24 protein-coding genes are annotated in these 22,458 nt (G+C 70.2%); 11 read left to right on the top strand and 13 right to left on the bottom strand.

Features of this window, described 5'->3' with window-relative positions; all coding sequences use genetic code 11:
* The first annotated feature begins 38 nt into the window (after nt 1-38).
* Entirely contained in the window at nt 39-1,034 is a 996-nt protein-coding gene (locus tag ABD235_RS12440; protein WP_344173320.1) for a DMT family transporter, read from the top strand.
* Between the two features lies 1 nt (nt 1,035).
* On the opposite strand, the gene ABD235_RS12435 is transcribed toward ABD235_RS12440, so the two are convergent.
* Nucleotides 1,036-1,359, bottom strand: a complete 324-nt coding sequence (locus tag ABD235_RS12435; RefSeq protein ID WP_344173318.1) for a YciI family protein — start codon at nt 1,357-1,359, stop codon at nt 1,036-1,038.
* 97 nt (nt 1,360-1,456) lie between these two features.
* On the opposite strand from ABD235_RS12435, the gene ABD235_RS12430 reads away from it, so the two are divergent.
* The gene (locus tag ABD235_RS12430; RefSeq protein ID WP_344173316.1) at nt 1,457-2,344 is read left to right on the top strand and encodes an aminoglycoside phosphotransferase family protein; all 888 of its coding nucleotides are present in this window, start codon (nt 1,457-1,459) and stop codon (nt 2,342-2,344) included.
* Here ABD235_RS12430 and ABD235_RS12425 read toward each other — a convergent pair.
* The 4 genes from ABD235_RS12425 to ABD235_RS12410 all read right to left on the bottom strand — a co-directional run bounded on the left by ABD235_RS12425 (nt 2,334) and on the right by ABD235_RS12410 (nt 5,782).
* Nucleotides 2,334-3,158, bottom strand: a complete 825-nt coding sequence (locus ABD235_RS12425) for a phosphotransferase (protein ID WP_344173314.1) — start codon at nt 3,156-3,158, stop codon at nt 2,334-2,336. The two genes, ABD235_RS12430 and ABD235_RS12425, sit on opposite strands and share 11 nt — an antisense overlap.
* A gap of 59 nt (nt 3,159-3,217) precedes the next feature.
* Nucleotides 3,218-3,874 (bottom strand): hemerythrin domain-containing protein, encoded by a 657-nt coding sequence (locus ABD235_RS12420; protein WP_344173312.1) that lies wholly within the window; start codon nt 3,872-3,874, stop codon nt 3,218-3,220.
* A 59-nt stretch (nt 3,875-3,933) separates the two neighbouring features.
* The gene (locus ABD235_RS12415; RefSeq protein WP_344173310.1) at nt 3,934-4,920 is read right to left on the bottom strand and encodes a DMT family transporter; all 987 of its coding nucleotides are present in this window, start codon (nt 4,918-4,920) and stop codon (nt 3,934-3,936) included.
* A gap of 67 nt (nt 4,921-4,987) precedes the next feature.
* Nucleotides 4,988-5,782 carry an SDR family oxidoreductase gene (locus ABD235_RS12410; protein WP_344173308.1) on the bottom strand — a complete coding sequence of 265 codons (795 nt, stop codon included), beginning with the start codon at nt 5,780-5,782 and terminating at the stop codon, nt 4,988-4,990.
* Nucleotides 5,783-5,876: 94 nt separating this feature from the next.
* Between ABD235_RS12410 and ABD235_RS12405 the strand changes: the two genes are divergently transcribed.
* From ABD235_RS12405 to ABD235_RS12380, 6 genes are read left to right on the top strand one after another with little or no spacing between them, the layout of a single operon-like run.
* Nucleotides 5,877-6,248, top strand: a complete 372-nt coding sequence (locus ABD235_RS12405) for a winged helix-turn-helix transcriptional regulator (protein ID WP_344173306.1) — start codon at nt 5,877-5,879, stop codon at nt 6,246-6,248.
* A 49-nt stretch (nt 6,249-6,297) separates the two neighbouring features.
* Complete coding sequence (locus ABD235_RS12400; RefSeq protein ID WP_344173304.1) at nt 6,298-7,488, top strand: cysteine desulfurase-like protein; 1,191 nt, start codon at nt 6,298-6,300, stop codon at nt 7,486-7,488.
* Nucleotides 7,489-7,536: 48 nt separating this feature from the next.
* Nucleotides 7,537-8,550, top strand: a complete 1,014-nt coding sequence (locus tag ABD235_RS12395) for a glycoside hydrolase family protein (RefSeq protein ID WP_344173302.1) — start codon at nt 7,537-7,539, stop codon at nt 8,548-8,550.
* Between the two features lie 24 nt (nt 8,551-8,574).
* Nucleotides 8,575-10,167, top strand: coding sequence for an alpha-amylase family protein (locus ABD235_RS12390; protein WP_344173300.1), 1,593 nt, complete (start codon nt 8,575-8,577; stop codon nt 10,165-10,167).
* A gap of 30 nt (nt 10,168-10,197) precedes the next feature.
* Nucleotides 10,198-11,523, top strand: a complete 1,326-nt coding sequence (locus ABD235_RS12385) for an ROK family transcriptional regulator (RefSeq protein WP_344173298.1) — start codon at nt 10,198-10,200, stop codon at nt 11,521-11,523.
* Between the two features lie 32 nt (nt 11,524-11,555).
* Nucleotides 11,556-12,827 (top strand): glycoside hydrolase family 125 protein, encoded by a 1,272-nt coding sequence (locus ABD235_RS12380; RefSeq protein WP_344173296.1) that lies wholly within the window; start codon nt 11,556-11,558, stop codon nt 12,825-12,827.
* Here ABD235_RS12380 and ABD235_RS12375 read toward each other — a convergent pair.
* From ABD235_RS12375 to ABD235_RS12350, 6 genes are all read right to left on the bottom strand, one after another.
* Complete coding sequence (locus tag ABD235_RS12375) at nt 12,824-13,546, bottom strand: PIG-L deacetylase family protein (RefSeq protein WP_344173294.1); 723 nt, start codon at nt 13,544-13,546, stop codon at nt 12,824-12,826. The two genes, ABD235_RS12380 and ABD235_RS12375, sit on opposite strands and share 4 nt — an antisense overlap.
* Nucleotides 13,547-13,548: 2 nt before the next feature.
* Complete coding sequence (locus ABD235_RS12370; protein ID WP_344173291.1) at nt 13,549-14,394, bottom strand: ABC transporter permease; 846 nt, start codon at nt 14,392-14,394, stop codon at nt 13,549-13,551.
* Complete coding sequence (locus ABD235_RS12365; RefSeq protein WP_344173289.1) at nt 14,384-15,301, bottom strand: ABC transporter ATP-binding protein; 918 nt, start codon at nt 15,299-15,301, stop codon at nt 14,384-14,386. The genes ABD235_RS12370 and ABD235_RS12365 overlap by 11 nt, the downstream gene beginning before the upstream one ends.
* 121 nt (nt 15,302-15,422) lie before the next feature.
* Nucleotides 15,423-16,088 (bottom strand): response regulator, encoded by a 666-nt coding sequence (locus ABD235_RS12360; protein WP_344173287.1) that lies wholly within the window; start codon nt 16,086-16,088, stop codon nt 15,423-15,425.
* Nucleotides 16,089-16,277: 189 nt separating this feature from the next.
* The gene (locus ABD235_RS12355; RefSeq protein WP_344173284.1) at nt 16,278-16,934 is read right to left on the bottom strand and encodes a response regulator; all 657 of its coding nucleotides are present in this window, start codon (nt 16,932-16,934) and stop codon (nt 16,278-16,280) included.
* Nucleotides 16,935-16,948: 14 nt separating this feature from the next.
* Nucleotides 16,949-18,118, bottom strand: a complete 1,170-nt coding sequence (locus tag ABD235_RS12350) for a sensor histidine kinase (protein WP_344173282.1) — start codon at nt 18,116-18,118, stop codon at nt 16,949-16,951.
* Nucleotides 18,119-18,278: 160 nt separating this feature from the next.
* Here ABD235_RS12350 and ABD235_RS12345 point away from each other — a divergent pair, with 160 nt between their 5' ends.
* Both ABD235_RS12345 and ABD235_RS12340 read left to right on the top strand, forming a co-directional pair.
* Nucleotides 18,279-18,710, top strand: coding sequence for a DUF6069 family protein (locus ABD235_RS12345; RefSeq protein ID WP_344173280.1), 432 nt, complete (start codon nt 18,279-18,281; stop codon nt 18,708-18,710).
* Between the two features lie 13 nt (nt 18,711-18,723).
* Nucleotides 18,724-19,275: a class I SAM-dependent methyltransferase gene (locus tag ABD235_RS12340; protein WP_344173278.1), complete on the top strand. Its 552-nt coding sequence runs from the start codon at nt 18,724-18,726 to the stop codon at nt 19,273-19,275.
* On the opposite strand, the gene ABD235_RS12335 is transcribed toward ABD235_RS12340, so the two are convergent.
* Nucleotides 19,265-19,969 carry a FadR/GntR family transcriptional regulator gene (locus ABD235_RS12335; RefSeq protein WP_344173276.1) on the bottom strand — a complete coding sequence of 235 codons (705 nt, stop codon included), beginning with the start codon at nt 19,967-19,969 and terminating at the stop codon, nt 19,265-19,267. The genes ABD235_RS12340 and ABD235_RS12335 overlap by 11 nt on opposite strands.
* Nucleotides 19,970-20,049: 80 nt before the next feature.
* Here ABD235_RS12335 and ABD235_RS12330 point away from each other — a divergent pair, with 80 nt between their 5' ends.
* Nucleotides 20,050-21,261: an alpha-hydroxy acid oxidase gene (locus ABD235_RS12330; protein ID WP_344173273.1), complete on the top strand. Its 1,212-nt coding sequence runs from the start codon at nt 20,050-20,052 to the stop codon at nt 21,259-21,261.
* On the opposite strand, the gene ABD235_RS12325 is transcribed toward ABD235_RS12330, so the two are convergent.
* Nucleotides 21,241-22,392, bottom strand: coding sequence for a sensor histidine kinase (locus tag ABD235_RS12325; RefSeq protein ID WP_344173271.1), 1,152 nt, complete (start codon nt 22,390-22,392; stop codon nt 21,241-21,243). The genes ABD235_RS12330 and ABD235_RS12325 overlap by 21 nt on opposite strands.
* Nucleotides 22,393-22,458: the final 66 nt, after the last annotated feature.

Raw genomic sequence — 22,458 nt, 5'->3', positions numbered from 1 at the left:
GTGTCAGGCGCGTTGAGTCGAACGGTCATGATGGAGGGGTGACAACGACCGACACCCGTCCCGTCCGCAGCGCCCAGCAGTACCAGCTCGTCGGGCTCGCAGCGTCCTTCGGGATCGGCATGCTGGTCGCGCTGCAGTCCCGGGTGAACGGCGAGCTCGGCCATCGGCTCGGCGACGGCATCGCGGCGGCGCTGATCTCGTTCGGCACCGGGCTCGTCATCCTGCTGCTCGCCACCGCGCTGGTCCCGCGGATCCGCCACTCGCTCGGGACCGTCTGGCGCACCGTCCGTACGCCGTCCGAAGGTGCCGGCGGCCCGCTGCGCTGGTGGCAGTGCATCGGCGGCCTCGCCGGCGCGTTCCTGGTGGCGACGCAGTCGATCACGGTCGCGACGATCGGCGTCGCGGTCTTCACGGTCGCGGTCGTCGGCGGTCAGGCGGTCAGCAGCCTCGTCGTCGACCGCCTCGGCTTCGGCCCGGCCGGCCCGCAGGCGTTCACCCCGCTCCGGGTCGTCGGCGCGATCGTCGCGCTGGTCGCCGTCGTACTGGCCGTCTCGGACCAGCTCAGCCACCCGTCCGGTCTGCTCCTGGCCATCCTCCCGGCCCTGGGCGGAATCGGCACCGCGGTCCAGCAGGGCATCAACGGCCGAGTCGCCCGCACGGCCTCCGGCGACTCCTACGGCGCGGTCGCGGCCGGCGTCATCAACTTCCTCGTCGGCACCAGCGCCCTGCTGGTCGTCTTCCTCGTCGACCTGGCTCTGCGCGGCGCACCGAGCTCCCTGCCGACCGACCCGTGGCTGTACGTCGGCGGCGCCTGCGGCGTCGTCTTCATCAGCTCCGCCGCCGCGGTCGTCCGCATCGTCGGCGTCTTCGTCCTCGGCCTCGGCACCATCGCCGGACAGCTCATCGCCAGCCTGTTCCTCGACCTCTTCGCCCCGACCGCCGGCACCGAGGTCACCTTCCCCGTAGTAGCCGGCACCTTCCTGGCGCTGGCCGCGGTGGTAGTGGCCGCGCTCCCGAACCTGCGTAAAGCCTGACTCACTGGAACGCGCGCAGCTCGATCTTCCGGTCGCAGGCTTTCGACGCCTCCGTGGCGAGCTTGCGGGCCACCTCCAGATCGGGCACCTCCCACACCCAGACGCCGGCCAGGTACTCCTTCGACTCCACGAACGGCCCGTCGGTGAACACCGCCTGCTCGCCCCGGTTGTCGACGACCGTGGCGTCGTCGGTGTCCGCGAGGCCACCGGCGAACACCCAGTAGCCGTCGGCGATCAACCGCTCGTTGAACTCACTGATGAAGGGCTGCCGGTCCGTGCTGCCCGGGTTGGTCTTGTCGTCGATGACGGAAACCATGACCTGCATCGGATTCTCCTGGGAGGTCGGGAAGATGGTCGACGGGGTCATTCTCGTCCAGCCATCAGGTCAGGTGCCGGTCACGCCGTTCACCTAGGCTCGCGGGATGAGCCTCGACGTGCCCGACCAGGTCCGCAAGACGGTCATTGCCGACGGGAACGCGTACTGGCTGGACGAGTTGCCTGACGTCGTCGACTCGCTGGCCCGAGAGTGGTCCCTGACAATCGGGTCCAGCTTCGCCGGCGGACATGCCGCCCTGGTCGTCGAGGTGAGGCTGGCCGACGGAACTCCGGCGGTGCTCAAGATCGGTGTGCCAGGTCGGGACCTCGGGCAGGAGGCCACGGCGTTGCGCCTGGCGGACGGAGAGGGATGCGCCAAGCTGCTGGGCGAGGACCTGAGCCGGCAGGCCCTGCTGCTGGAGCGCCTCGGGGCTCCGATGTACGACGTCGTGGCCGACCCTGCGACCCGCCACGACCTGCTGTGCGAGGTGGCGGTTCGCCTGTGGCGTCCGCTCGATCCCGACCTCGACCTCTCGACCGGCGCGCAGTTGGCGGAGGAGTACGCCCGTCGGCTGCCCGAACTGTGGGAGCAGGCGGGACGACCGTGTACGCCGGCCACTGTGGCGGACGCGCTGGACTGCATGAACCGTCGTCGCCTCGCCCACGACGACCGGTCCGCGGTTCTGGTCCACGGGGATCTTCACGAGATGAACGCCCTGCAGGCCGGCGACGGCAGCTACAAGCTCATCGATCCGGCCGGGCTGCGGGCCGAGCCGGCGTGCGATCTCGGCACCATCGTGCGGTGCAACCCGGGCCTTGGCGACGACCTCCGGGCGCGGACCGAGCGGCTGGCTTCGCGGACGGGGGTGGATGTCACCGCCATCTGGGAATGGGGAACCATCCACCGCGTCGTCGGCGGCGTCTACTCCTGCAGCATCGGCTTCCAGCCGTTCGGCGAGCAGTTGCTGGCCGAAGCGGATCGCCTCACGGCGTAGGCACCGGACCGTCCAGCGCCGTACGGAGGTCTGCGAGCCATTCGACTGCCAGGTGCCGGCCGTTGGGGAACTCGTCGGCTCGGTCCCAGCGCCAGGTGGTGATCATGGCGAGGACGAGCAGCCGGCAGTCGTGAAGTACGGACTGGTCGAGGTCGGGATAGTGGGCGCTGACCTCCTCCGGAGCGTGGGCGAGGTCGAACTCGACAGGTCCGCGGCAGCAGGTCTCGAGGTCGATGAAGATCGGCCCGTCGCTGGTGGCGAGCAGGTTGCCCGGGTGGGGCTCGCCGTGCAGAAGCTGCTCGGCGCCCTCGCGATCGACGATCCTCTGCGTGAGGCGTCGCAAGGTGCTGGTGAGGAGTTCCCGATCCGCGTCGGCGAGCTCGGGAGTGCGGTCACGGTCGGCCAAGAGCTGCTGAGCGTCCGCGACCCGGTCCGTGAAATGCGGTGTCGGGAAATCGACCTTGCGCATCCCGGCGTGCAGTTGCTCGAGCGCCTCGGCGTACGCCGCCGGCGACATCGAGCCCACCGGTGCGTAGTACTGCCACAGCGTGATCGTGAAGCCGTCGCGCTCGAAGACCCGCGGTTCCACGAGCGCGGCCACCGGGCTGCCGACCGCTGCGAGGCTTTGCGCGAGATCGACCTCGAACTGCGCGATCTGATCGGCGACCGGTGCCACCCGGGCCAGGACATCGCACGGAACCAGCCGCAGCGTGAGCTTGTTCGAGTTGTTGAGTTCGATCGCCTCGTCGACCGGCAGCCCGAGCGACGACGCGATGGACGTGGCAGCGGTCACCGCGGGTTCAGTCGTGCGCATGAAGGCCTCTCCAGGAGTCGGCAGCAGCCCCGATCCTGGCAGAGGTTCTGGTTCCTGGCTCAGGAATTTCTGATCAACCGGGTGTACCCGCCGTACGCACGACGCCCCGCGAGCTTCCACAGCACGCGGACCGGCGGCGGCAGCTCACCCAGGGACTCTCGCTGCTCCTGCGGCGAGGCGTCCTCGAGGATCGCGCCCAGGAACAGCAGCCGCTTGCGCTTGTCCACGATGGAGTTCGCGCCGCGCTCGCCGACCTTGCCCCACTCCTCGACGGTCAGGTGCTCGGCGATCACCGGCAGAATGTCCCGCTCCTCCTCGCCCAGGTGCTCCCGCAGTAGCGCGGACGCCTCACGAACCACGGCCGCGAGTTCCCGGCCCTCGGCCGGATCCGCGCTGCGTTGCCACTGCGGCGTCAGCTGGTCGATCCGGTCCAGTGCCGACTCGAGCGCCGTGTGCTGCGCCTCCATCCGGTGGACGAGATTCTGGTGCAGCGTCGCGCGGTCCAGCAGCAGCGGCCAGATCAGGTCGTCCTCGGCCTGGTGATGGTGGTGCAGCGCGCCGACGAGGTCGGTCAGGTGCTCGGCCAGTACGGCGGCGCGCGCGGTGTCACCCGCGCGCACCCCTTCGATCAGGTCCGGCAGCAGGTCGAACTCCCGCCGGAAGACCCGGTGCACCACGACCATCGCGTGGGTGTCGGGTTTCGTGCCTGTGCTCATCGTGGCGCCCCCTGTGCGTGAAGCCCGGCGACAGCCCTCCCCGGAGCCGCCGGTTCACTTCACGGTACCGGCGCGACCTCCGGCTGTAGAGGCTTTTTCGGCTTCCTGCCCGAACGGACCGGACGTCGTACGACGCCCTGTGACACGGCGACTCCGGTGAGCACCACCAGCGCGCCGACCGGCTGGTACCAGGTCAGGTGCTCGTCCAGCACCAGCACGCCGACCGCGATCGCGAAGATCGGCATCAGGTAGGTCACCATCGACGACATGCTGGCGCCGATCAGCCGGATGTTGCGCATGCTCAGCACGAACGCGATCCCGCTGCCCAGCCCGCCGAGCGCGAGCACGCTGCCGATCACCTCCGGCGACAGCGTCCACGGCATCGGCGGCGCCTCGCCGGTGACGATCGGCGCGACCACGGCCAGCTGGATTGTTGCGCAGAGCAACAAGCTCGCCGAGAGCGCGGTGCCGGAAACGTTGCTTCCGGCCACGAAACGCTTCTGGTAGGGAACGGCGAGCCCGTAGCAGACCGCCGCGGCCATGCAGAGCAGCTGGCCGGTCAGGTCGGCGCCGCCCTCGATGTTCCAGGCGCCGAGCACGACGAGCATCCCGAGGAACCCGATCAGCAGGCCGGCGACCCGCTGCGCGGTGAACTTCTCGGTCCGGAACACCAGGACGGCGACCGGCAGCACGACCAGCGGGGTGATGCCGTTCCAGATGCCGGCCAGCAGCGAGGGGACGCGCTGCTCGCCGTACCCGAACAGCGTCCACGGGAGCGCCGAGCCGACCGCGCCGATCACGAAGGTGTGAGCCCACAGGCGGGGATCGCGGGGGAGCGCTTCCCGCTTGAACGCCAGGAACACCAGCAGGACGGCGGACCCGGCGATCACCCGCCCGAGCGCGAGGTACATCGGGTGCAGCTCGCGCACGCCGACCGAGATGAACAAGAAGCTGCAGCCCCAGATCGCGGCCAGCGTCAACATGGTGGGAAGCCAGGCCCGGACCGGCGGCTTGTCAGGAGTCGTCAAGGTGCTCACTCCTGACATCCTGCAGTACGCCGAGGACATTTTCCGCTTTTGGTCCGAAATTGGGCAGGATCTGACCGCCGCCCGCTCAGCGGAAGGCGGCGACGTACTCGGTCAGCCAGTCGGCGTACCCGCGCGCTGGTCGTCCGAGCACCCGCTCGACGTCTCCGCTGACCGCCCGCTCGGCGTCGGTCGGCTGCCCGAGGATGTCGAGCGTGCTGTCCGCGACCTGCTCCGGGAGAAACCGCAGGAAGCGCTCTCTGGCGTTCTCCCGCGTCAGCTCGACGAACCGCACCGGCTCTCCGAGCGCTGCCGCGATCAGTTCGGTCTGCTCCCGCGGTGAGATCGCCTTCGGTCCGGTCAGCTCCCACGTCGTTCCGGCGTACGAGGGCTCGCGCAGCGCAACCGCGGCCACCTCCGCGATGTCGGCCGGATGGATCTGGGGGAGCGCGATCTCGCCATACGGCGCCTCGACCAGCCGGTGCTCGCGGACCGACTGACTCCAGCCGAGCGTGTTGCTCTGGAAGCCGGCCGGCCGCAGGATGCTCCACTCGAGGCCCGACGCCTTGACCGCGTCCTCGATCGCGGCGGGGTGTCGACCGGTGCCGACGCCTTGCGACGACACCAGGACGATCCGACGTACGCCGGCTACTTGGGCCTTCGCGATGATCCCTTCGGCGTCGGACCGCCCGCCTGGCAGGAGAAGGAAGAGCGCGTCCGCACCGGTCAGGTCCAGCTCGGTCAGGTCCACCGCTTGATGTTTTACGCCGGCCGGCAGGTCGGCCGCCTTCCGCGACACCGCCGTCACTTCTTCGCCGGCGGCGGCCAGTGCGCGGACCAGCGGCCGCCCGATGTTTCCCGTTGCTCCGGTCACCACGATCACGTCGTACTCCAGGTTCTGTAGGGGACTGGTGACGACGCTACTGTCCTCGTGATAGTAGGTACCTAGGAGAAAGTATCGGCCGAAAGGTGATCTGGTGACCGACGTCACGCCCGAGCTCGCCTGCCCGATCGCCCCGGTGGTCGACATCGTCTTCAGTCGCTGGACGACGCCGATCCTGTGGGCCCTGAACGAGTACGGCCGCCAGCGCTTCGTCGAGCTGGAACGCCGCATCGACTCCATCACCCCGAAGGTCCTCACCCAGCGCCTCCGCCAGCTGGAACGCGACGGCCTGGTCGCCCGCACCTACCACCGCGAGGTCCCCCCAAGAGTCGAGTACGAAATCACCCCCCTCGGCCTCACCCTCGCCCCCCTCTTCGCCAACCTCGCCGACTGGGCCAAAACCAACCTGCCCACCGTAGAAACCAACCGCACCGCATACGACGACAGCGACCGCCCCCGCCCCTGACTCGCCGCATCTCTTCCTTCCTTGCCAGGCAGCAAGGAAGGATGGACTCATGCCCGACTTCGACGTGGACGCGGTCCGCAAGCAGTTCCCCGCACTCAACGAAGGCGCCGCGCACTTCGACGGCCCCGGCGGCTCCCAAACCCCGCAGATGGTGGCCGACGCCGTCGCCCGCACGATGACCTCCGCCCTCGCCAACCGCGGGCAACTCACCCCCGCCGAACGCCGAGCCGACGACATCGTCATCGAGGCCCGCCAAGCGATGGCCGACCTCCTCGGCTCCGACCCGCAAGGCATCGTGTTCGGCCGCAGCATGACCCAGCTGACCTACGACTTCTCCCGCGCCCTGGCCAAGACCTGGGCCCCAGGCGACGAGGTGATCGTCACCCGCCTCGACCACGACGCCAACGTCCGTCCCTGGGTGCAGGCCGCCGAGGCCGTCGGCGCGACCGTCCGCTGGCTCGACTTCGACCCCGCGACCACCGAGCTCGACGACATCTCAGCCCTGCTGTCGCCCCGGACGAAGCTCGTCGCCGTCACCGCCGCCTCCAACCTGCTCGGCACCCGCCCCGACCTCGACGCGATGGCCGCCGCCGTCCGTACGACGAACGCCTACCTGTACGTCGACGGCGTGCACCTGACCGCGCACTCGCCGATCGACACCTCGTTCGCCGACTTCTACGCCTGTTCGCCGTACAAGTTCTTCGGCCCGCACTGCGGCGTCCTCTCGGCCGCGCCGGCGCTGCTCGAGAACATCCAGACGGACAAGCTCCTCCCGTCCAGCAACGCCGTCCCGGAGCGCTTCGAGCTCGGCACCCTGCCGTACGAACTGCTCGCCGGCACCACCGCCGCGATCGACTTCATCGCCGGACTCGGGGGAGCGGGGGAGACCCGGAGAGAGCGGTTGCTGAGTTCTCTCGTCCAGCTGGAGATCCATGAGGACGCCCTCCGCGCCGAGCTCGAGTACCGGCTGGCCGCGATCGACGCGATCACTCTGCACGGCAAGGCAGAACGCCGTACGCCGACCCTGCTCTTCAGCGTCGCCGGCCACGAGCCGGTCGCGGTCTCGACCAAGCTCGCCGAGTACGGCGTGAACGCGCCGTCGGGATCGTTCTACGCGATCGAGACCTCCCGCCACCTGGGCCTCGGCGACACCGGCGCAACCCGCGCCGGCCTCGCGCCGTACACGAACCAGTCCGACGTCGACCGCCTGGTGGAAGCGGTCGAGCGCCTGGTTTCCTGACCAGGCGGCGCGGGGAAGCCTCCTGACGACCGAAGGAGGCACCGCCCCATGCCGACCAGATCGATCCTCGTCGTCGCCGTCCTGCTCGCCACCGCGCTGACGGCCCCGGCCCATGCCGTCCCAGCAGCAGCCCCCTCGGACCCGGCCCGCGCAGAGCTCCGCGGCATGCTGGAGAACGTGGTTGGTGCCACCGGCAAGCGGTACAACACCCGCGACGACGCCGGCCACGTGATGGACACCGTCAAGATCATCCAGGACTCCACCGGCGGCTACCTGGCCGTCTCGCACCACCTCGCGTCCGACGGCCACTTCCGCGTCAACCTGGCCACGTCGACCGACCTGCTCAACTGGCACTGGGAGCGTGAACTCGCCGGAAGCAACACCGGCCCCGCCTCGCAGCCCACCATCGCGCAGGCCTCGAACGGCAGCTTCGTCCTCGCCTGGGAGCAGGAGAAGCCAGGCGGCGGCGACAACCACCTCGCCTTCCGCTACTACGCCAACCGCGCCGACCTTTTGGCCGGCCGAGTCGGCCGTTCCTTCGACGCGCCCCGACGCCTCTCATCCTGCGCCGAGGGAACGCCGAACATCTCCAAGATCACGCTGTCCCCGGACATCGACCACTCCACGATCGAGCTCGGCGGCCACTACTGGTGGAACTGCGACCGCGACCGTCAGCAGCGCGGCACTCTGACCAACTTCACCTCCTGGTCGACGGCGGCACAGCCCAACGTCGACAACGCCCTGCTGCACTGGGGAGTCGGCGGCAACATCGGCGACCGCGATCAGGTGACGTTCCGCAACTTCAGCCTCGGACTGATCGAGGGCCAGTACACCAAGGGCGACTTCGGCTCCTGGCGGACTTTCGTCTACGACTACCAGACCGGCAACGCCGACCGGACGACGATCCGCACCGACGGCGGCAGTACGGCCTTCGCGAACCCCACGGTGAGCGCTCTCCGCGCTCCGAACGGCGCCCCCGCCCTGGTCTTCACGCTGTTCGTCCCGAGCGAAGGTGCCGCCCCGGGAGAATCAGGAGAACTCGTCTACTACAAGACTTACTAAAGTCTGTGGGGTAAATTCGCGCAGGTGAACGAACCGACCCACGTCTTCGTCCAGCCCGGCCCGGCCGACGGGCTGGTCCAGGCCGCCCGCGACGGCCACCGCTGGACGACCCCGCGGACCGAGCTCATCTGGTCGGAGGTCCCCGGCGCCGGCGCACCCGGCGGGGCGGTCGACGTCGTCGCGGACGGTGCGATCTCCCGTGTCGCGCTCCGCTGGGAGCGCGCTCTCCCGGAGAACGCGCTCGTTCTCGGCGACGCCTGGGAGCGCTCGTACGGCGACCTCCAGTGGCGCCACGTCCAGCCCCAGCGGTTGCTCCCGTGGTACTGGCTCGCTCACGACCAGCAGACCGGCGCGACCACCGGCATGGGCGTCGATGTCCACCCGGGCGCCTTCTGCTCGTGGACCGTCGACCGCACCGGCGTCACGCTCTGGCTGGATCTCCGCAACGGCGGCGGCCCGACCCAGCTCGATGGACGCCGCCTGACGGCAGCCGTCGTACGGGAGTTCGCCGACGCCGGTACGCCGTGGAAGACGCTCGAAGCCGCGACGGAGGCGATGAGCGCGCACCTGCCCGACCGCCCGGACATCGGCCCGGTCGTCGGCGCGAACAACTGGTACTACGCGTACGGCGAAGGCTTCGACGAGAAGGCCGTCCTGCAGGACGCCGCCACGATCGTCGAGCTGGCCGACGGCCACCCGGTGAAGCCCTTCAGCGTCGTCGACGACGGTTGGAACCCGGGCGGCAACGGCTCCGGCGGTCCCTGGGAGAGCGGGATCCCGGGACTCTTCGACGACATGGCCGCGACCGCCGAAGCGGTCAAGCAGCTCGGCGCCAGGCCCGGCCTGTGGTTCCGCCCGTTGCTCTCGCGGGAGAGCGGTCTCTGGGGACATCCCCTCGGCGGCGAGGCGCCCGGGCGCGCGCTCGACCCGACGTACCCGGAAGTCCTCGACCTGGTCCGCGGCGACCTGCAGCGCTTCCGGTCGTGGGGCTTCGAGCTCGTGAAGCACGACTTCAGCACGTACGACGTGTTCGGTCGCTTCGGCCCGGCGATGGGCGCGCGGCTGACCGACAGTGGCTGGCAGTTCCACGACCCGACCCGGACCACCGCCGAGATCGTGCTCGACTTCTACCGCGAGATCCGCGCGGCGGGTGAGGACCTGGTGCTGATCGGCTGCAACACCGTCGGGCACCTGGCCGCCGGCCTGGTCGACGTCCAGCGCACTGGTGACGACACCTCCGGTCGCGACTGGGAGCGGACCCGCAAGATGGGCGTGAACTCGCTGGCTTTCCGGCTGCCGCAGCACCGGCGCTTCTTCACGCTCGACGCCGACTGCGTGCCGTGCACCCCGCAAACCCCGTGGGAGCTCAACGCGCGATTCCTCGATCTCGTCGCTCGCTCGGGGAGCGCTCTCTTCGTCTCCGTCGATCCGGCCGCCCGGACCGCACGGGCCGATCGGGAGCTGGGCGACGGTATACGGTTGGCGCTCAGTGGTGGTGACCAGCTCGAACCGCTGGACTGGCTCGTGAACACGACGCCCAACACCTGGGGGACCAGCACCGGCACCATCCACTACGACTGGTCGCTGCCGTGGGGCGCTGACCCGGCTTCCGGGTGAGGTGAGCGCGGTGCGAGGACAGGGGGAGTGGTGAGTACCGATCAGCCACCGGCTGTGGTCCGCCGGGGCACGAATCTGGATCGCGTCGGGGGGTTCAACGACAGCGTCGTCCTGGACGCGATCCGTCGCGCCGAGCAGCTCCTGAGCCGAGTCGAGCTCGCCGCCTCGACCGGACTGTCCGGCCAGGCCATCTCCAACATCACCCGACGCCTGCTCGACGCCGGCCTGGTCCGCGAGGCCGGCCGCCAGAAGAACTCCGGCCTCGGCAAACCGCGCACGCTGCTCGAACTGGAGCCGACCGGCCAGTACGCCGTCGGCGTCCACCTCGACCCCGCCGTCGTCACCGTCGTCGTACTGGATCTCACGGGCCAGGTGGTCGCCCGTCGCCGAGCCGACACCGAGGCCATCGCCAACTCTGCGCTTGAGCCCGATGCGCTCATCGATGGCATCGCCGCGATGGTCGAGCAGGTCATCACCGAAGCCGGTGCGGCCCGCGACCGCGTGGTCGGCGTCGGCATCGCAGCCCCCGGCCCGATCGACGTCGCGCGTGGCGCAGTCGTCGACCCGCCCAACCTGACCGCCTGGAACCGCGTTCCGCTCCGTGACGCCCTGCGCGATCGCACCGGACTCCCTGTCCTGCTGGACAAGGACGTCACCGCCGCCGCGTCCGCCGAGAAGTGGGCCGGAGGCCCCCACGGCCGCGGCAGCTTCGTCTTCTTCTACCTCGGCACCGGCGTCGGTGCGGGTCTGGTGATCGGCGACGAGGTCGTCCGCGGTACGTCGGGCAACGTCGGCGAGATCGGCCACGTGATCGTCGATCCCGACGGCCCGCTCTGTTTCTGCGGCCGCCGCGGCTGCGTCGGCGAGACCAGCCAGCCGCGGTACCTGGTCCAGCAGGCCGTCCACGCCGGAGTGATTGCCCAAGGCATCGACCTTGACGACCGCCGCGCCGTCGACGTCGCCTTCGCCACGGTCTGCACGGCCGCCGCCGAGGCACCGGGTGCCGCGCGCGAGATCGTCGCCGCGCTGGCCGGCCGGATCGCCAAGGTCGTCGAGGACATCGCGAACCTGCTCGACCTGGAGCGCGTCGTCTTCGGCGGGCCGCACTGGGACCGCCTCGCGCCGTTCTTCGGCGACTCCGTGCGGGAAACGCTGAGAGAGCGCTTCCTGGTCCGTTCCGTGCACCCGTTCGACGTCGCCGGTACGGCGCTCGGCGCCGACGTCGGAGCGGTCGGCGCCGCGAGCCTGGTCCTCGACCACACCTTCTCCCCGAACCCGTCCGTCCTGCTGCTCGGGCCCCCGGAGAGCGCTCCCTCCGGATCCCGTCCGGCGCCCGCCGTGAATACTGCCGGATGAGACATCCGGTCCCGCTGAAAGGTGAAGTGTTGATGATCGACCCCGACGTGCTGGCCCGCGCCACCGAGGAGGTCCGCCAGGCCACCGGCGACCCGGTGATCGCGACGATGTTCCAGCAGTCGATGGCGCAGAACCTGCCGGCCGTGGCCGAACGGCTCGCCGACGGTACGACGTTCGTGCTGACCGGCGACATCCCGGCGATGTGGCTGCGCGACTCGGCCGCCCAGCTGCGCCCGTACCTGGTGCTGTGCGCCGACGACCCCGGCCTGCAGGACGTGCTGATCGGCGTACTGCACCGGCAGCTGGAGTACATCGCGATCGACCCGTACGCGAACGCCTTCAACCGCGAGCCGAACGGCGCCGGCCACACCACCGACCTGACCGAGATGTCGCCGTGGGTGTGGGAGCGCAAGTACGAGATCGACTCGCTGTGCTTCCCGCTCGACCTGGCGTACAAGCTGTGGAAGATCACCGGTCGCGACGACGTGATCGACGAGCGGTTCCGGACCGCGGCGAACGCGACGCTGGACCTGTGGACCGTCGAGCTGGACCACGAGGCGCGGTCGCCGTACCGGTTCGAGCGGCACGGCGAGCCGGTCACCGACACGCTGGTCCGCGAGGGTCGCGGCCGGTGGACGCGACCGACGGGCATGTCGTGGAGCGCGTTCCGGCCGAGCGACGACGCGACCGAGTACGGGTTCAACGTCCCCGGCAACATGTTCGCCTCCGTCGTGCTCGGGTACGTCGAGGCGATCGCGACCGAGGTGCTCGGCGACCAGGCGCTCGGCACCCGCGCCAAGGAGCTGCGGGTCGGCATCGACGAAGGCATCGCCGAGCACGGCACGGTCGACCACCCGACGTACGGGCGGGTCTACGCGTACGAGGTGGACGGCGCCGGGGAGCGGTTGCTGATGGACGACGCGAACATGCCGAGCCTGCTGTCCGCGCCGCTCAGCGGGTACGCCGCCGTCGACGACCCCACGTACCTGGCGACCCGCAAGCTGCTGCTGAGCCCCGACAACCCGTACTACTACAGCGGTACGCACGCGTCAGGCATCGGGAGTCCGCACACCCCGCCGAACTACGTCTGGCACATCGCGCTGGCTGTCCAGGGCATCACCGCGACGTCGGCCGACGAGCGCGCGCAGATCCTCGAGACCCTGCGCGACACCACCGGCGGCACCGGTCAGATGCACGAGGGCTTCCACGTCGACGACCCCAACCAGTACACCCGCGAGTGGTTCTCCTGGGCCAACGCGATGTTCTGCGAGCTGGCCCTGGCCCACGCAGGCCGCCGGCTCTAACTCCGCTCGAACAGGTCGCGGTCCCACCCAGCGACATCGAGGACGGCTCGGAGCAGCACCGAGTCGCCGAGCCGTCCTCCGAGGACCTGATCGAGCGGCAGCGTCCCCAGCCCGGCTCGATACACGTCCAGCGCTTGCCGCCGACGGTCCTCCGCCGTTCCACGGATCTCTTCGAGCACTGTCTCGTTCCCAACCCCAAGGACTCGCCCCGACCCCACTGGCCGCCCACCGGCGTACTCCTTCAAACTTTTGTGAGCGGCGACCACATCGGCCGCCCTCAACCGAGCTCCCAGTACGTCGTCAGCCGCTTCCCGCACGGCCGCGCCGATCGCCACATGATCCGGGTGCCCGGTCAGCCCGTCGCTGCCGACGGTCAGCACCAACTCCGGCCGCACCTCACCCAGCGCCCGTCGTACGGCGTCGACCAAGACCGCGCTCTCCTCGTTGGCAACAGTCCCCGCCCCGGCGCCTCCACGATCCACCCAGTCACCGAGCCATCCCCACTCGGCAATCCCCAGCAACTCACACGACCGACTCAGCTTCTCGGTCCGAACCCGCCGAGCCTCGACCTCACCCAGTGCGGGATCCTCCGACGCCTCTCCGCCCGTGGCCACCCGCAGCACAACCCGCCAGCCCGCGTCCGAGAGCGCGATCGTCGCCGCTCCCGTCGCGAACACCTCGTCGTCCGGATGAGCGTGCACCACCAAAGCTGTCCTCACACCTACACGACATCACGCCGCCGGGTCGTGAACATCGCGAGCCCCACGAAGACCAGGCTGTACGCCGCCAACGTCGCCAGCGCCCGTCCACCACCCACGGCATCCCGTACGCCGGGCGGCGCGTCGGCCGCCACCATCCCCGTCACGCTGAACACCAGGGCTCCGGCATTTGCCCCAGGCAACGCATCGGACAGCACCTCGAGATCCGGCAACAGGCTGCTCACGACGCCGGCGAGCAACGTCTCGATCCCCAGAATCCACACCACGCCGAGCCCGATCGGCAACGCGACGTTGCGGAAGGCAACGGCCAGCACAGCGCCCGCGAGACACCACATCGTCAGCACCAACCACCCGCCGGCCAACGCCTCGACGATCTCCAGCACACCAGGCCACGCCATCGACCCACCCTCGGCCGCCGCGATCCCCACACTGCACAGCGCGCACGCCACGAAGATCCCGAGCACCCACACCGCGACCATCGTGAACAACCCGAGGAACTGCCCACCCAGCACCGAGATCCGCCCCGGCCGCTGGGTCAGCACGGTCTTCAGCGTGCCCCAGGTGTACTCGCCGCCGACCACGATCGCCCCGAGCACGAGAGCGAGCGCTCCCGCGAACACCGGGAACCCGCCGATCGTGTTGTCCAGCACGCGTTCCGGCAGCAGCCCGCGCAGCACCTCGGCGCGGGGGATCCCGTTGGTCTGCGGATTGTCGTCGCCGGTGAGGTAGCCGACGTACGGCAGCACGTACCCGAAGATCAGGCTCAGCACGAGCCCGGCCCCGAACAGCACCCACACCGCCGACCGCTTCCGCAGCTTGATCAGCTCCGCGCGATAGCTACCCAGCATGAGCCTTCTCCTCCGTGGTCAGCTCGAAGAACACGTCCTCGAGCGCTCGCTCCGTACTGCGCAGCTCCGACACCGCGATGTCCGCCTGCACCAGCAACCGGTTCAGCTCGGCCGCGCGGTCCGGCGAGACCTTGGCGCGCAGCGTGTCGTCGTACAGGTGCACCGCATCGGCGCCGAGAACCTCCCGGAGAACCGAGTGAGCGCTCTCCAGCGGTCTCGCGCGGATCACCAGCTCCTGCTGGCCGCGCAGCTCCTCGACGTCGTGCTCGGCGACCATCCGGCCGGCGTTGATGATCCCGACCCGGTCGCAGACCTGCTGGACCTCGCCGAGCAGATGGCTCGACAGCACCACGGTCCGTCCGTCCGACCCCAGCTCGCGGATCAGCCGCCGCATGTCCCGCATCCCGGCCGGGTCCAGCCCGTTCGTGGGCTCGTCGAGGATGACCAGCTCGGGATCCTTGAGCAATGCCGCCGCGACGCCGAGCCGCTGCTTCATGCCCAGCGAGTACGTCGAGAAGCGGTCCTTGGCCCGGTCGGCCAGATCCACCAGCTCGAGCACCTCGCGGACCCGTGCTCGCGGCAGTTCGGCGTACTCGGCGAGCAGTCGCAGGTTGTCCAGCCCCGACAGGTACGGGTAGAACGCGGGCGACTCGATCATCGACCCGGTCCGCGCCAGCACCCGCGCCTGGCCGGGCGCACCGCCGAGCACCTCGACGCTTCCACTGGTCGGGGCGATCAGCCCGGTGAGGATCCGTAGGGTCGTGGTCTTCCCGGCGCCGTTGGGCCCGAGGAACCCGTAGACCTCACCCGGCCGGACCTCCAGATCGACACCGTCGACCGCGAGGGTGTCGCCGTAGCGCTTGGTCAGGCCGTGCACCTGAACCATCGGGGCAGCTGTCGTTTCCATACGAAGACAGTGCCGCCTGAGCCCCGCCCGCCGCGTCGCCCAGCAGGAGGCATCGCCACTACCGCCGGGGGAGTAGCACCTCGGCCGGCGGGCTCACCCCACCCCGGTCGGCGGGCTTACCTCACCCCAGCCAGCCCGGCCGCACCAGGCCTGTCTGGTAAGCCAGTACGACCAGCTGCGCCCGGTCCCGAACCCCCAGCTTCACCATCGCCCGGCTGACGTGCGTCTTGGCCGTCGCCGGGCTCAGCACCAGCCGCGCCGCGATCTCGTCGTTCGACAGCCCCTCGCCGACCAGCGCGACGATCTCCTTCTCGCGATCGGTCAGGACGTCGAGCTCCTTGCTCGCGTGCGGCTGCCGGCTCCGCGTCGCGAACTCGGCGACCAGCCGCCGAGTCACGCCTGGCGACAACAACGCGTCGCCGCGCGCCACGACGCGGACGGCCTGCAGCAGTTCCACGGGCTCGGTGTCCTTCACCAGGAACCCGCTGGCCCCGACCCGCAACGCCTCGAACACGTACTCGTCCAGGTCGAACGTCGTCAGGATCACCACATGAACGCCGGAGAGCGCTTCATCGGCCCCGATCTGCCGGGTCGCCTCCAGCCCGTCGGTCCCCGGCATCCGGATGTCCATCAGTACGACGTCAGGCTTCTCCGCCCGCGCCACCGCGACCGCCTCGGCCCCGTCGGCCACCTCACCGACCACGGTGATGTCGTCCTCGGCGTTCAGCAACGACCGGAACCCCGCCCGCACCAACGCCTGGTCGTCCGCCAGCAACACCCGAATCATGCGCCCACGCTAGGGCATCGCCCGGTCAGGCCGGCGGCCGCTGATCGGTCCTGTCCGTCTACCAGGCCAGCACCCCGGTCTCGTCCTGGAACGTCCCGGTCGGGCCGTCCGCAGCCGAGGGGCGGCTCGACGTACTGGTGCGCAACGCGGGCCTCCTTCCCGGCGACAATCTCGACGGCCCGACTGCCGTCAGGCGAGCCCGGCGTCGTGGGCGAGCAGCGCGATCTGGGTGCGGTTGCCCAGTTCCAGCTTGGTGAGGATGTGCGAGATGTGCGCCTTCACCGTTGCCAGGCTCATGAACAGCTCGGCCGCGATCTCCGCGTTCGCCTTGCCCTGCGCGACCGCCAGCATCACGTCGTACTCGCGCGGACTCAGCCGGGAGAGCGCTCCCTGCGCCTCGGTGTGCGCGTCCGCCTGCGTCGCCGCACGATCCATCAACCGTCGCGTGATCGCCGGCGAGAGGATCGGGTCCCCGGCGGCAACCCGCCGTACGGCGTCGACGATCTGCGCCGGCGGCGTGTCCTTCAGCAGGAAGCCGCTCGCGCCGGCCCGGAGCGCGTGCAGCACGTTCTCGTCGGTGTCGAAGGTGGTCAGCACGATCACCTCCGGCGGATTCTTCCGCGCCCGCACCCGCCGGGTCGCGACGATCCCGTCGACCCGCGGCATCCGCAGATCCATCAGCACCAGGTCGGGGAAGTGCGCGTCGACCGCAGCCGGCACCTCGTCCCCGTCGGCCGCCTGAGCGACCACGGCAATCCCGTTCGCTCCGTCGAGCATCATCTCCAGACTGGCCCGGACGAGCGCGTCGTCGTCCACCACCAGCACGCGAATCGCGGCATCACCCATGGACGTCACCGTAGTCACTCCGGCCACGGCAACGCAGCATGCAGCCGGAACTGGCCCGCCGTCTTCCCGTGATCCAGCGTCCCGCCCGCCAGGTTCACGCGCTCGGTCAGCCCGACCAACCCGGTCCCACTACCAGGAGCAGCCGGTACGCCGTTCCCGCCGGGATTCGTCAGCTCGATCACGAGCCCGTCACCCGGCCGCCCACGCACCACCACCTTCACCGGCCGCCCCGCCGCGTGCTTGCGCGCGTTGGTCAGCCCTTCCTGCACCACCCGGTACGCCGTCCGCCCGGTGGCCGGCGGCAACGTTTCGGCGGCGCTCACCTCGGCGTCGTACGAGATCGCGCTCCCCGCGTCTCTCGACTCCTGCACCAACGCGTCCAGGTCCCCGAACGTCGGCTGCGGCCGGCCGCCCGGCAGCTCGTCGATCTCGCCGTCGCGCAGGACGCTGATCACCTCGCGCAGCTCGTCCAGCGCCTGGTGCACGCCGGTCCGGATCACGCCCGCGGCCTGCGCGAGCTTCTCCGGCGACGAGTCCGGCCGGTACTCGAGCGCTCCGGCGTACGTCGCGAGCAATGACAGCCGGTGCGCCAGTACGTCGTGCATCTCGCGCGCCATCTTCGTCCGCTCCAGCGTGCGCGCCTCGGCGACCCGTCGGCCCTGCTCGGCCTCGGCGCGGAGAGCGCGTTCTCGCAGGGACACGAGCAGCGCCCGCCGGGCCTGCGCCCACTGGCCCCACGCCAGCAGCGCGGCGTGAACGGCGAGGTCCACCACGACGTACCAGAACAGGTTCAGGCCCTCGATCGGCCGCCAGAGGAACTGGATCAGATGCCCGGCCGCTCCCGCGAGCGCGATCAGCGCGGCGAGCTTGAACGGCCGGCGCTGCGCCACCGTCAGGGTCCCGACCGTGGACGGCGGCGTCGCGGCGGGGGAGAGGGCGGCGAGCACCGCCAGGGCCAGCGCCGACTGCACCGGGCGCGGCCCGAGCAGCACAACGAGGCCGACGGCAACGACCCCGACCACGATGTCGAAGACCATGAACCGGCCGGCGTCCTGTCCGGTCTGCCGCCCGAAGATCGTGGCCGCGGTGAGCAGGGCGATCGCGCCGATCCCGATCCAGTCCTCGATCAGCCGTCGCGATCGGCCGACCGACCGCCGACCGTCGCCTTCGCACGTCGTGTCCATGGCGTCGAGACTAGATCGGGCCCTGCGGGCGGGCCACCGACCAAAGTCGATGCCCGATCGACTTCCGGGCAGTCGGCTGCAGACCCGCGGCCGATGCCCGAGAACGCGCTCTCCCGTGACGCTGAGTCCCACAGCGACCAACCGATCGGAAGGCACCACGATGACCGTCACCGCGAACAAACCCGTCACCCGAGTCCCCGGTAAGAGCCGCCTGGCGGTGGTCGGCGCGACCTCGGCGGCGGCACTCGTCGCCTGGGCCGTGCTCGGTCCGCTGGCGGGCATCGACCTGAAAGCCGAGCAGGGCACCTCCACGATCGACGTCACCGGCGTCTCGGTCTTCGTCGCGGCGACCGCGATGGCGTTCGCCGGCTGGGGGCTGCTCGCGCTGCTCGAACGTCGTACCGTCAACGCCCGCAAGCTGTGGACGATCCTCGCGGCGGCCGCCTGCGTCCTGTCGCTCGGCAGCCCGCTCGTCGGCGGAATCGGGATCGGCGCCAAGCTCGGCCTGGCGTCGCTGCACCTGATCGTCGGCGCCGTCGTGATCGCCGGACTGCGCCGCACAGCCCTGTCCGCCTGCGACCGCTGCAACTAGCATGACGACCGAGATGAGGAACTGGAGCGGCTACCGGTCAGCGAAGCGGGACCTGATCCGTTCGCTGTCCGGCACGGTCCTCGAGATCGGCGCCGGCAGCGGCGCCAACTTCGCCGACCTGCCCGACGACGTCGAGTGGATCGGCCTGGAGCCCAACCGCCGCGCCCGGGCCCAGCTCACTCGTACGGCGGCCGGACGCCGCGTCCTGGCCGCCGGCGCCGAGCAGATCCCGTTGCCCGAGGCAAGCGTCGACGGCGTGCTGTCGACCGTCGTACTGTGCTCCGTCGCTGATCTCCCGGCCACGCTGGCGGAGCTGCGGCGCGTACTGCGTCCCGGCGGCCGCTTCGTCTTCGTCGAGCACGTCGCCGCACCTCGCGGTACCTGGACGTACCGCCTGCAGAAGCTGGCCGCGCCGTTCACGCGACGCTTCGACCGCGGCTGCAACCCGGCCCGCGACATCGCAGCCGCTGTCGAGGCGGCCGGCTTCACCACGATCGAGCTGGACCACTACACGATGCCGGGCCTGGTTCCGATCCCGTTCATCGCCGGCGCCGCTACCAGGTAGGCGACGACAACCGGGCGGCGCGGTAGAAGCCTTCGATGTGCTCGGTCACCAACCGCGCCGCGTCGTCACCGCGCCCGTCCCGGATCGCCGCCACGATCCCGTGGTGCTCGGCCCGGAGCGTGACCGCCGTCGCGTCCCAGTCCGGCAGATTCGGTACGGCGGCCAGCACGTACCCGTGAATCGCCGACCGCAACGACCCCATCACCGCCGCGATCAGCACGTTCCCCGCCAGGCTCGCCAGCGCCACGTGGAACTCGGCGTCGAGCAGGTGGAACTCCTCCGGCGACAACCCGCCGGCATCCATCCGCTCGAGCAGGTCCTCGGCGGCCTCCAGCTTCCCGGCCTCGGCCTCCCGCCCAGCCGCCTCCCGCACCGACCAGGCCTCCAGCAGCACCCGCGTCTGCACGATGTCCTCCATCGGCAGATGGCTGGTCGCCAGATGCAACCGCAGCAACGCCGTCAACGGCGCCGAGGGCTCGGCAACGATCACAGCCCCCGCCTCAGGCCCTGACCCAGTCGCCGTCCGCACCACGCCCAGCGCCTCCAGCACCCGCACGGCTTCCCGCACCGACGGCCTGCTGATCCCCAGCTGCTCGGCAAGCGCCCGCTCCCCGGGCAGCCGTCCGCCCAGCCGCAACCGCCCGGCTGCGAGGTCGGCCTCGACCTGCTGCAGCACCAGCTCGTAGTTCTTCACAGCGGTGAGTGTAGCTGTGTGGTCAGACCACAGGCTATGCTGTGGTCCGACCACACTCGCGCACACCACGAGGAACCCCGATGACCGACCGCCAGATCCCCCGCTGGTCCGAGCTGAAGCCTCTGCTGCGCGCCAAGCCGATCACCACGAACCCGACCGAGCGCAGGCTGGAGAAGGCCCTCACCATCGCGGACCTGCGCAGCATCGCCAAGCGCCGGACGCCTCGCTCGGTGTTCGACTACACCGACGGTGCGGCCGAGTCGGAGATCAGCCTGCGGCGGGCGCGGCAGCTGTTCGCCGAGATGGAGCTGCAGCCGTCGATCCTGCGCGACGTCTCCGCCATCGACCTCGGCACCGACATCCTCGGCCGCCGCTCCGAGCTGCCGTTCGCGTTCGCGCCGACCGGCTTCACCCGGATGATGAACCACGAGGGCGAGAGCGCGGTCGTCAAGGTCGCCCAGCAGGTCGGCATCCCGTACGCGCTGTCGACCATGGGCACCACCTCGATCGAGGACGTCGCGGCAGCCGGTCCGGACGCGCGCAAGTGGTTCCAGCTGTACGTCTGGCGCGACCGTGACGCGGGGGAGGACCTGGTCAAGCGCTCGGCCGCGGCCGGGTACGAAGCGCTGATGCTGACCGTCGACGTACCGGTCGCCGGTGCTCGGCTTCGCGACGTCCGCAACGGCTTCACCATCCCGCCGTCACTCACGGCCAAGACTGTGCTCGACGCGTCCCTGCACCCGGCCTGGTGGGTCAACCTGCTCACCACCCGGCCGCTGACATTCGCGTCGCTGTCGAGCTGGGGTGGCACGGTCGCCGAACTGCTGGACCAGTTGTTCGACCCGACCATGACGCTGGACGACCTGGCCTGGATTCGCTCGATCTGGGACGGCCCGCTGATCATCAAGGGCATCCAGACCGTCGACGACGCGCGCCGGGTGGTCGATGCGGGGGCCGACGCCGTCGTACTGTCCAACCACGGCGGCCGGCAGCTGGACCGGGCTCCCACACCGCTGCGCATCCTGCCGGACGTCCGCAAGGCCGTCGGCACCGACGCCGAGGTCTACCTCGACACGGGCATCATGAGCGGCGCGGACATCGTCGCGGCGCTCGCACTGGGTGCGGACGCTTGCCTGGTCGGCCGGGCGTACCTGTACGGGCTGATGGCCGGCGGGCAGCGTGGTGTCGAGCGGGCCGCGCAGATCCTCACCGCAGAGGTGAAGCGGACGATGGCTCTGCTCGGCGTACCGAGTGTGAAGGACCTGAACCCGTCACACGTCCGCTTGCCCTGACGTACGAGCCTCCAGCGGCAGGTGGGCGACAACGCGGAGCCCACCTGTCGGCGTACGGCTGACGGTCAACGTGCCGCCGAGAGCTGTCGCGCGCTCCCGCATCCCGCTGATCCCGTTGCCTTCGTGCGGCGGCCCGGTCAGGGACTCGCCGTCGTCGTCCACCTGCAGGACCAGCGACTCCTCGCCGTACTGGATGCGCACGGTCGCAGCGGTCGCCTTCGCATGCCGTACGACGTTGGTCAGCGACTCCTGGATGATCCGGAACGCCGCCCGGTCCAGCCCGGTCGGCAACGGCCGCGGGTCTCCGTGCACGATCGTGTGCACCTCCAGCCCAGCGCGCGACGTACCGCTGATCAGATGGTCGAGCCGCTCGAGCCCGGCCACCGGCTGCCGGGGTGCCGACTCGTCGTTCTGCCGCAGGATGCCCACGATCGACCGGAGCTCGACCAGCGCTTCCTTGCTCGCGTCCTTGATCGCCGACAGCGCCGGAGCGGCCTGCTCGGGCTTACGATCGACCAAGTGCAATGCCGTCGAAGCCTGCACGTTGATCAGCGAGATGTGGTGCGCGACGACGTCGTGCAGTTCCTGGGCGATCCGCAGACGCTCCTCGCCGGCGCGGCGCAGCTCCTCCTCCTCGCGGGTCCTGTTGGCGGCCGCCACGCGATCCTGATGCGACCGGAACAGCTCGGCGAGGAAGCCGAGCACCAGGAAGCACGTGCCGACCAGGAGGATCTGGTAGACGTTCTGGTCGTTGATGCCGAGCACGAACCGGCCGAGCACGTGCCCGGCGTAGAGCGCCGCGATCGCCGCCCAGCCGGCTGACCGATGGCCGGCGCGGATCGCCGCGAACACGGCGATCACGAAGCTGAGGACGATCGGGCCGTAACCGTACTCGCGCAGCATGTAGACCAGCGTCGAGGCGCCGGTCGCCCACAGAATCGGTACGGGGTGGGTCCTGAGCCAGTAGAGCGACACCGACCCGATCAGGACGAGCACGACCAGCAGCCAGTCGGCCTGACGGCGGTCCGGCTGGTTGTTGCTCGAGCCGATCGACCCGACCAGCGCCACGACCGAAACGACCGCAGGCAGGGCGATCCGTCTCACCTGGGGCCAGTACGTCGTGGTGCTCACCCTCAGAACACTAGAGGCCGCGGCGACTCCGTGTCGTCGTCGCCACGGAGTAGTCGCGCCTGCGTC

The sequence above is a fragment of the Kribbella lupini genome (genome assembly GCF_039529595.1).
Classification (GTDB): domain Bacteria; phylum Actinomycetota; class Actinomycetes; order Propionibacteriales; family Kribbellaceae; genus Kribbella; species Kribbella lupini.
The sequence above is the reverse complement of the archived record's forward strand: the minus strand, read 5'-3'. Positions and strand labels throughout refer to the sequence as shown.

Bases quoted from the DNA above. Each gene is read 5' to 3' on its own strand.
- ABD235_RS12435 (WP_344173318.1), bottom strand. From the start codon at position 1,359: ATGCAGGTCATGGTTTCCGTCATCGACGACAAGACCAACCCGGGCAGC.
- ABD235_RS12430 (WP_344173316.1), top strand. From the start codon at position 1,457: ATGAGCCTCGACGTGCCCGACCAGGTCCGCAAGACGGTCATTGCCGAC.
- ABD235_RS12425 (WP_344173314.1), bottom strand. From the start codon at position 3,158: ATGCGCACGACTGAACCCGCGGTGACCGCTGCCACGTCCATCGCGTCG.
- ABD235_RS12420 (WP_344173312.1), bottom strand. From the start codon at position 3,874: ATGAGCACAGGCACGAAACCCGACACCCACGCGATGGTCGTGGTGCAC.
- ABD235_RS12415 (WP_344173310.1), bottom strand. From the start codon at position 4,920: ATGTCAGGAGTGAGCACCTTGACGACTCCTGACAAGCCGCCGGTCCGG.
- ABD235_RS12400 (WP_344173304.1), top strand. From the start codon at position 6,298: ATGCCCGACTTCGACGTGGACGCGGTCCGCAAGCAGTTCCCCGCACTC.
- ABD235_RS12395 (WP_344173302.1), top strand. From the start codon at position 7,537: ATGCCGACCAGATCGATCCTCGTCGTCGCCGTCCTGCTCGCCACCGCG.
- ABD235_RS12380 (WP_344173296.1), top strand. From the start codon at position 11,556: ATGATCGACCCCGACGTGCTGGCCCGCGCCACCGAGGAGGTCCGCCAG.
- ABD235_RS12370 (WP_344173291.1), bottom strand. From the start codon at position 14,394: ATGCTGGGTAGCTATCGCGCGGAGCTGATCAAGCTGCGGAAGCGGTCG.
- ABD235_RS12365 (WP_344173289.1), bottom strand. From the start codon at position 15,301: ATGGAAACGACAGCTGCCCCGATGGTTCAGGTGCACGGCCTGACCAAG.
- ABD235_RS12360 (WP_344173287.1), bottom strand. From the start codon at position 16,088: ATGATTCGGGTGTTGCTGGCGGACGACCAGGCGTTGGTGCGGGCGGGG.
- ABD235_RS12355 (WP_344173284.1), bottom strand. From the start codon at position 16,934: ATGGGTGATGCCGCGATTCGCGTGCTGGTGGTGGACGACGACGCGCTC.
- ABD235_RS12350 (WP_344173282.1), bottom strand. From the start codon at position 18,118: ATGGACACGACGTGCGAAGGCGACGGTCGGCGGTCGGTCGGCCGATCG.
- ABD235_RS12345 (WP_344173280.1), top strand. From the start codon at position 18,279: ATGACCGTCACCGCGAACAAACCCGTCACCCGAGTCCCCGGTAAGAGC.
- ABD235_RS12340 (WP_344173278.1), top strand. From the start codon at position 18,724: ATGAGGAACTGGAGCGGCTACCGGTCAGCGAAGCGGGACCTGATCCGT.
- ABD235_RS12330 (WP_344173273.1), top strand. From the start codon at position 20,050: ATGACCGACCGCCAGATCCCCCGCTGGTCCGAGCTGAAGCCTCTGCTG.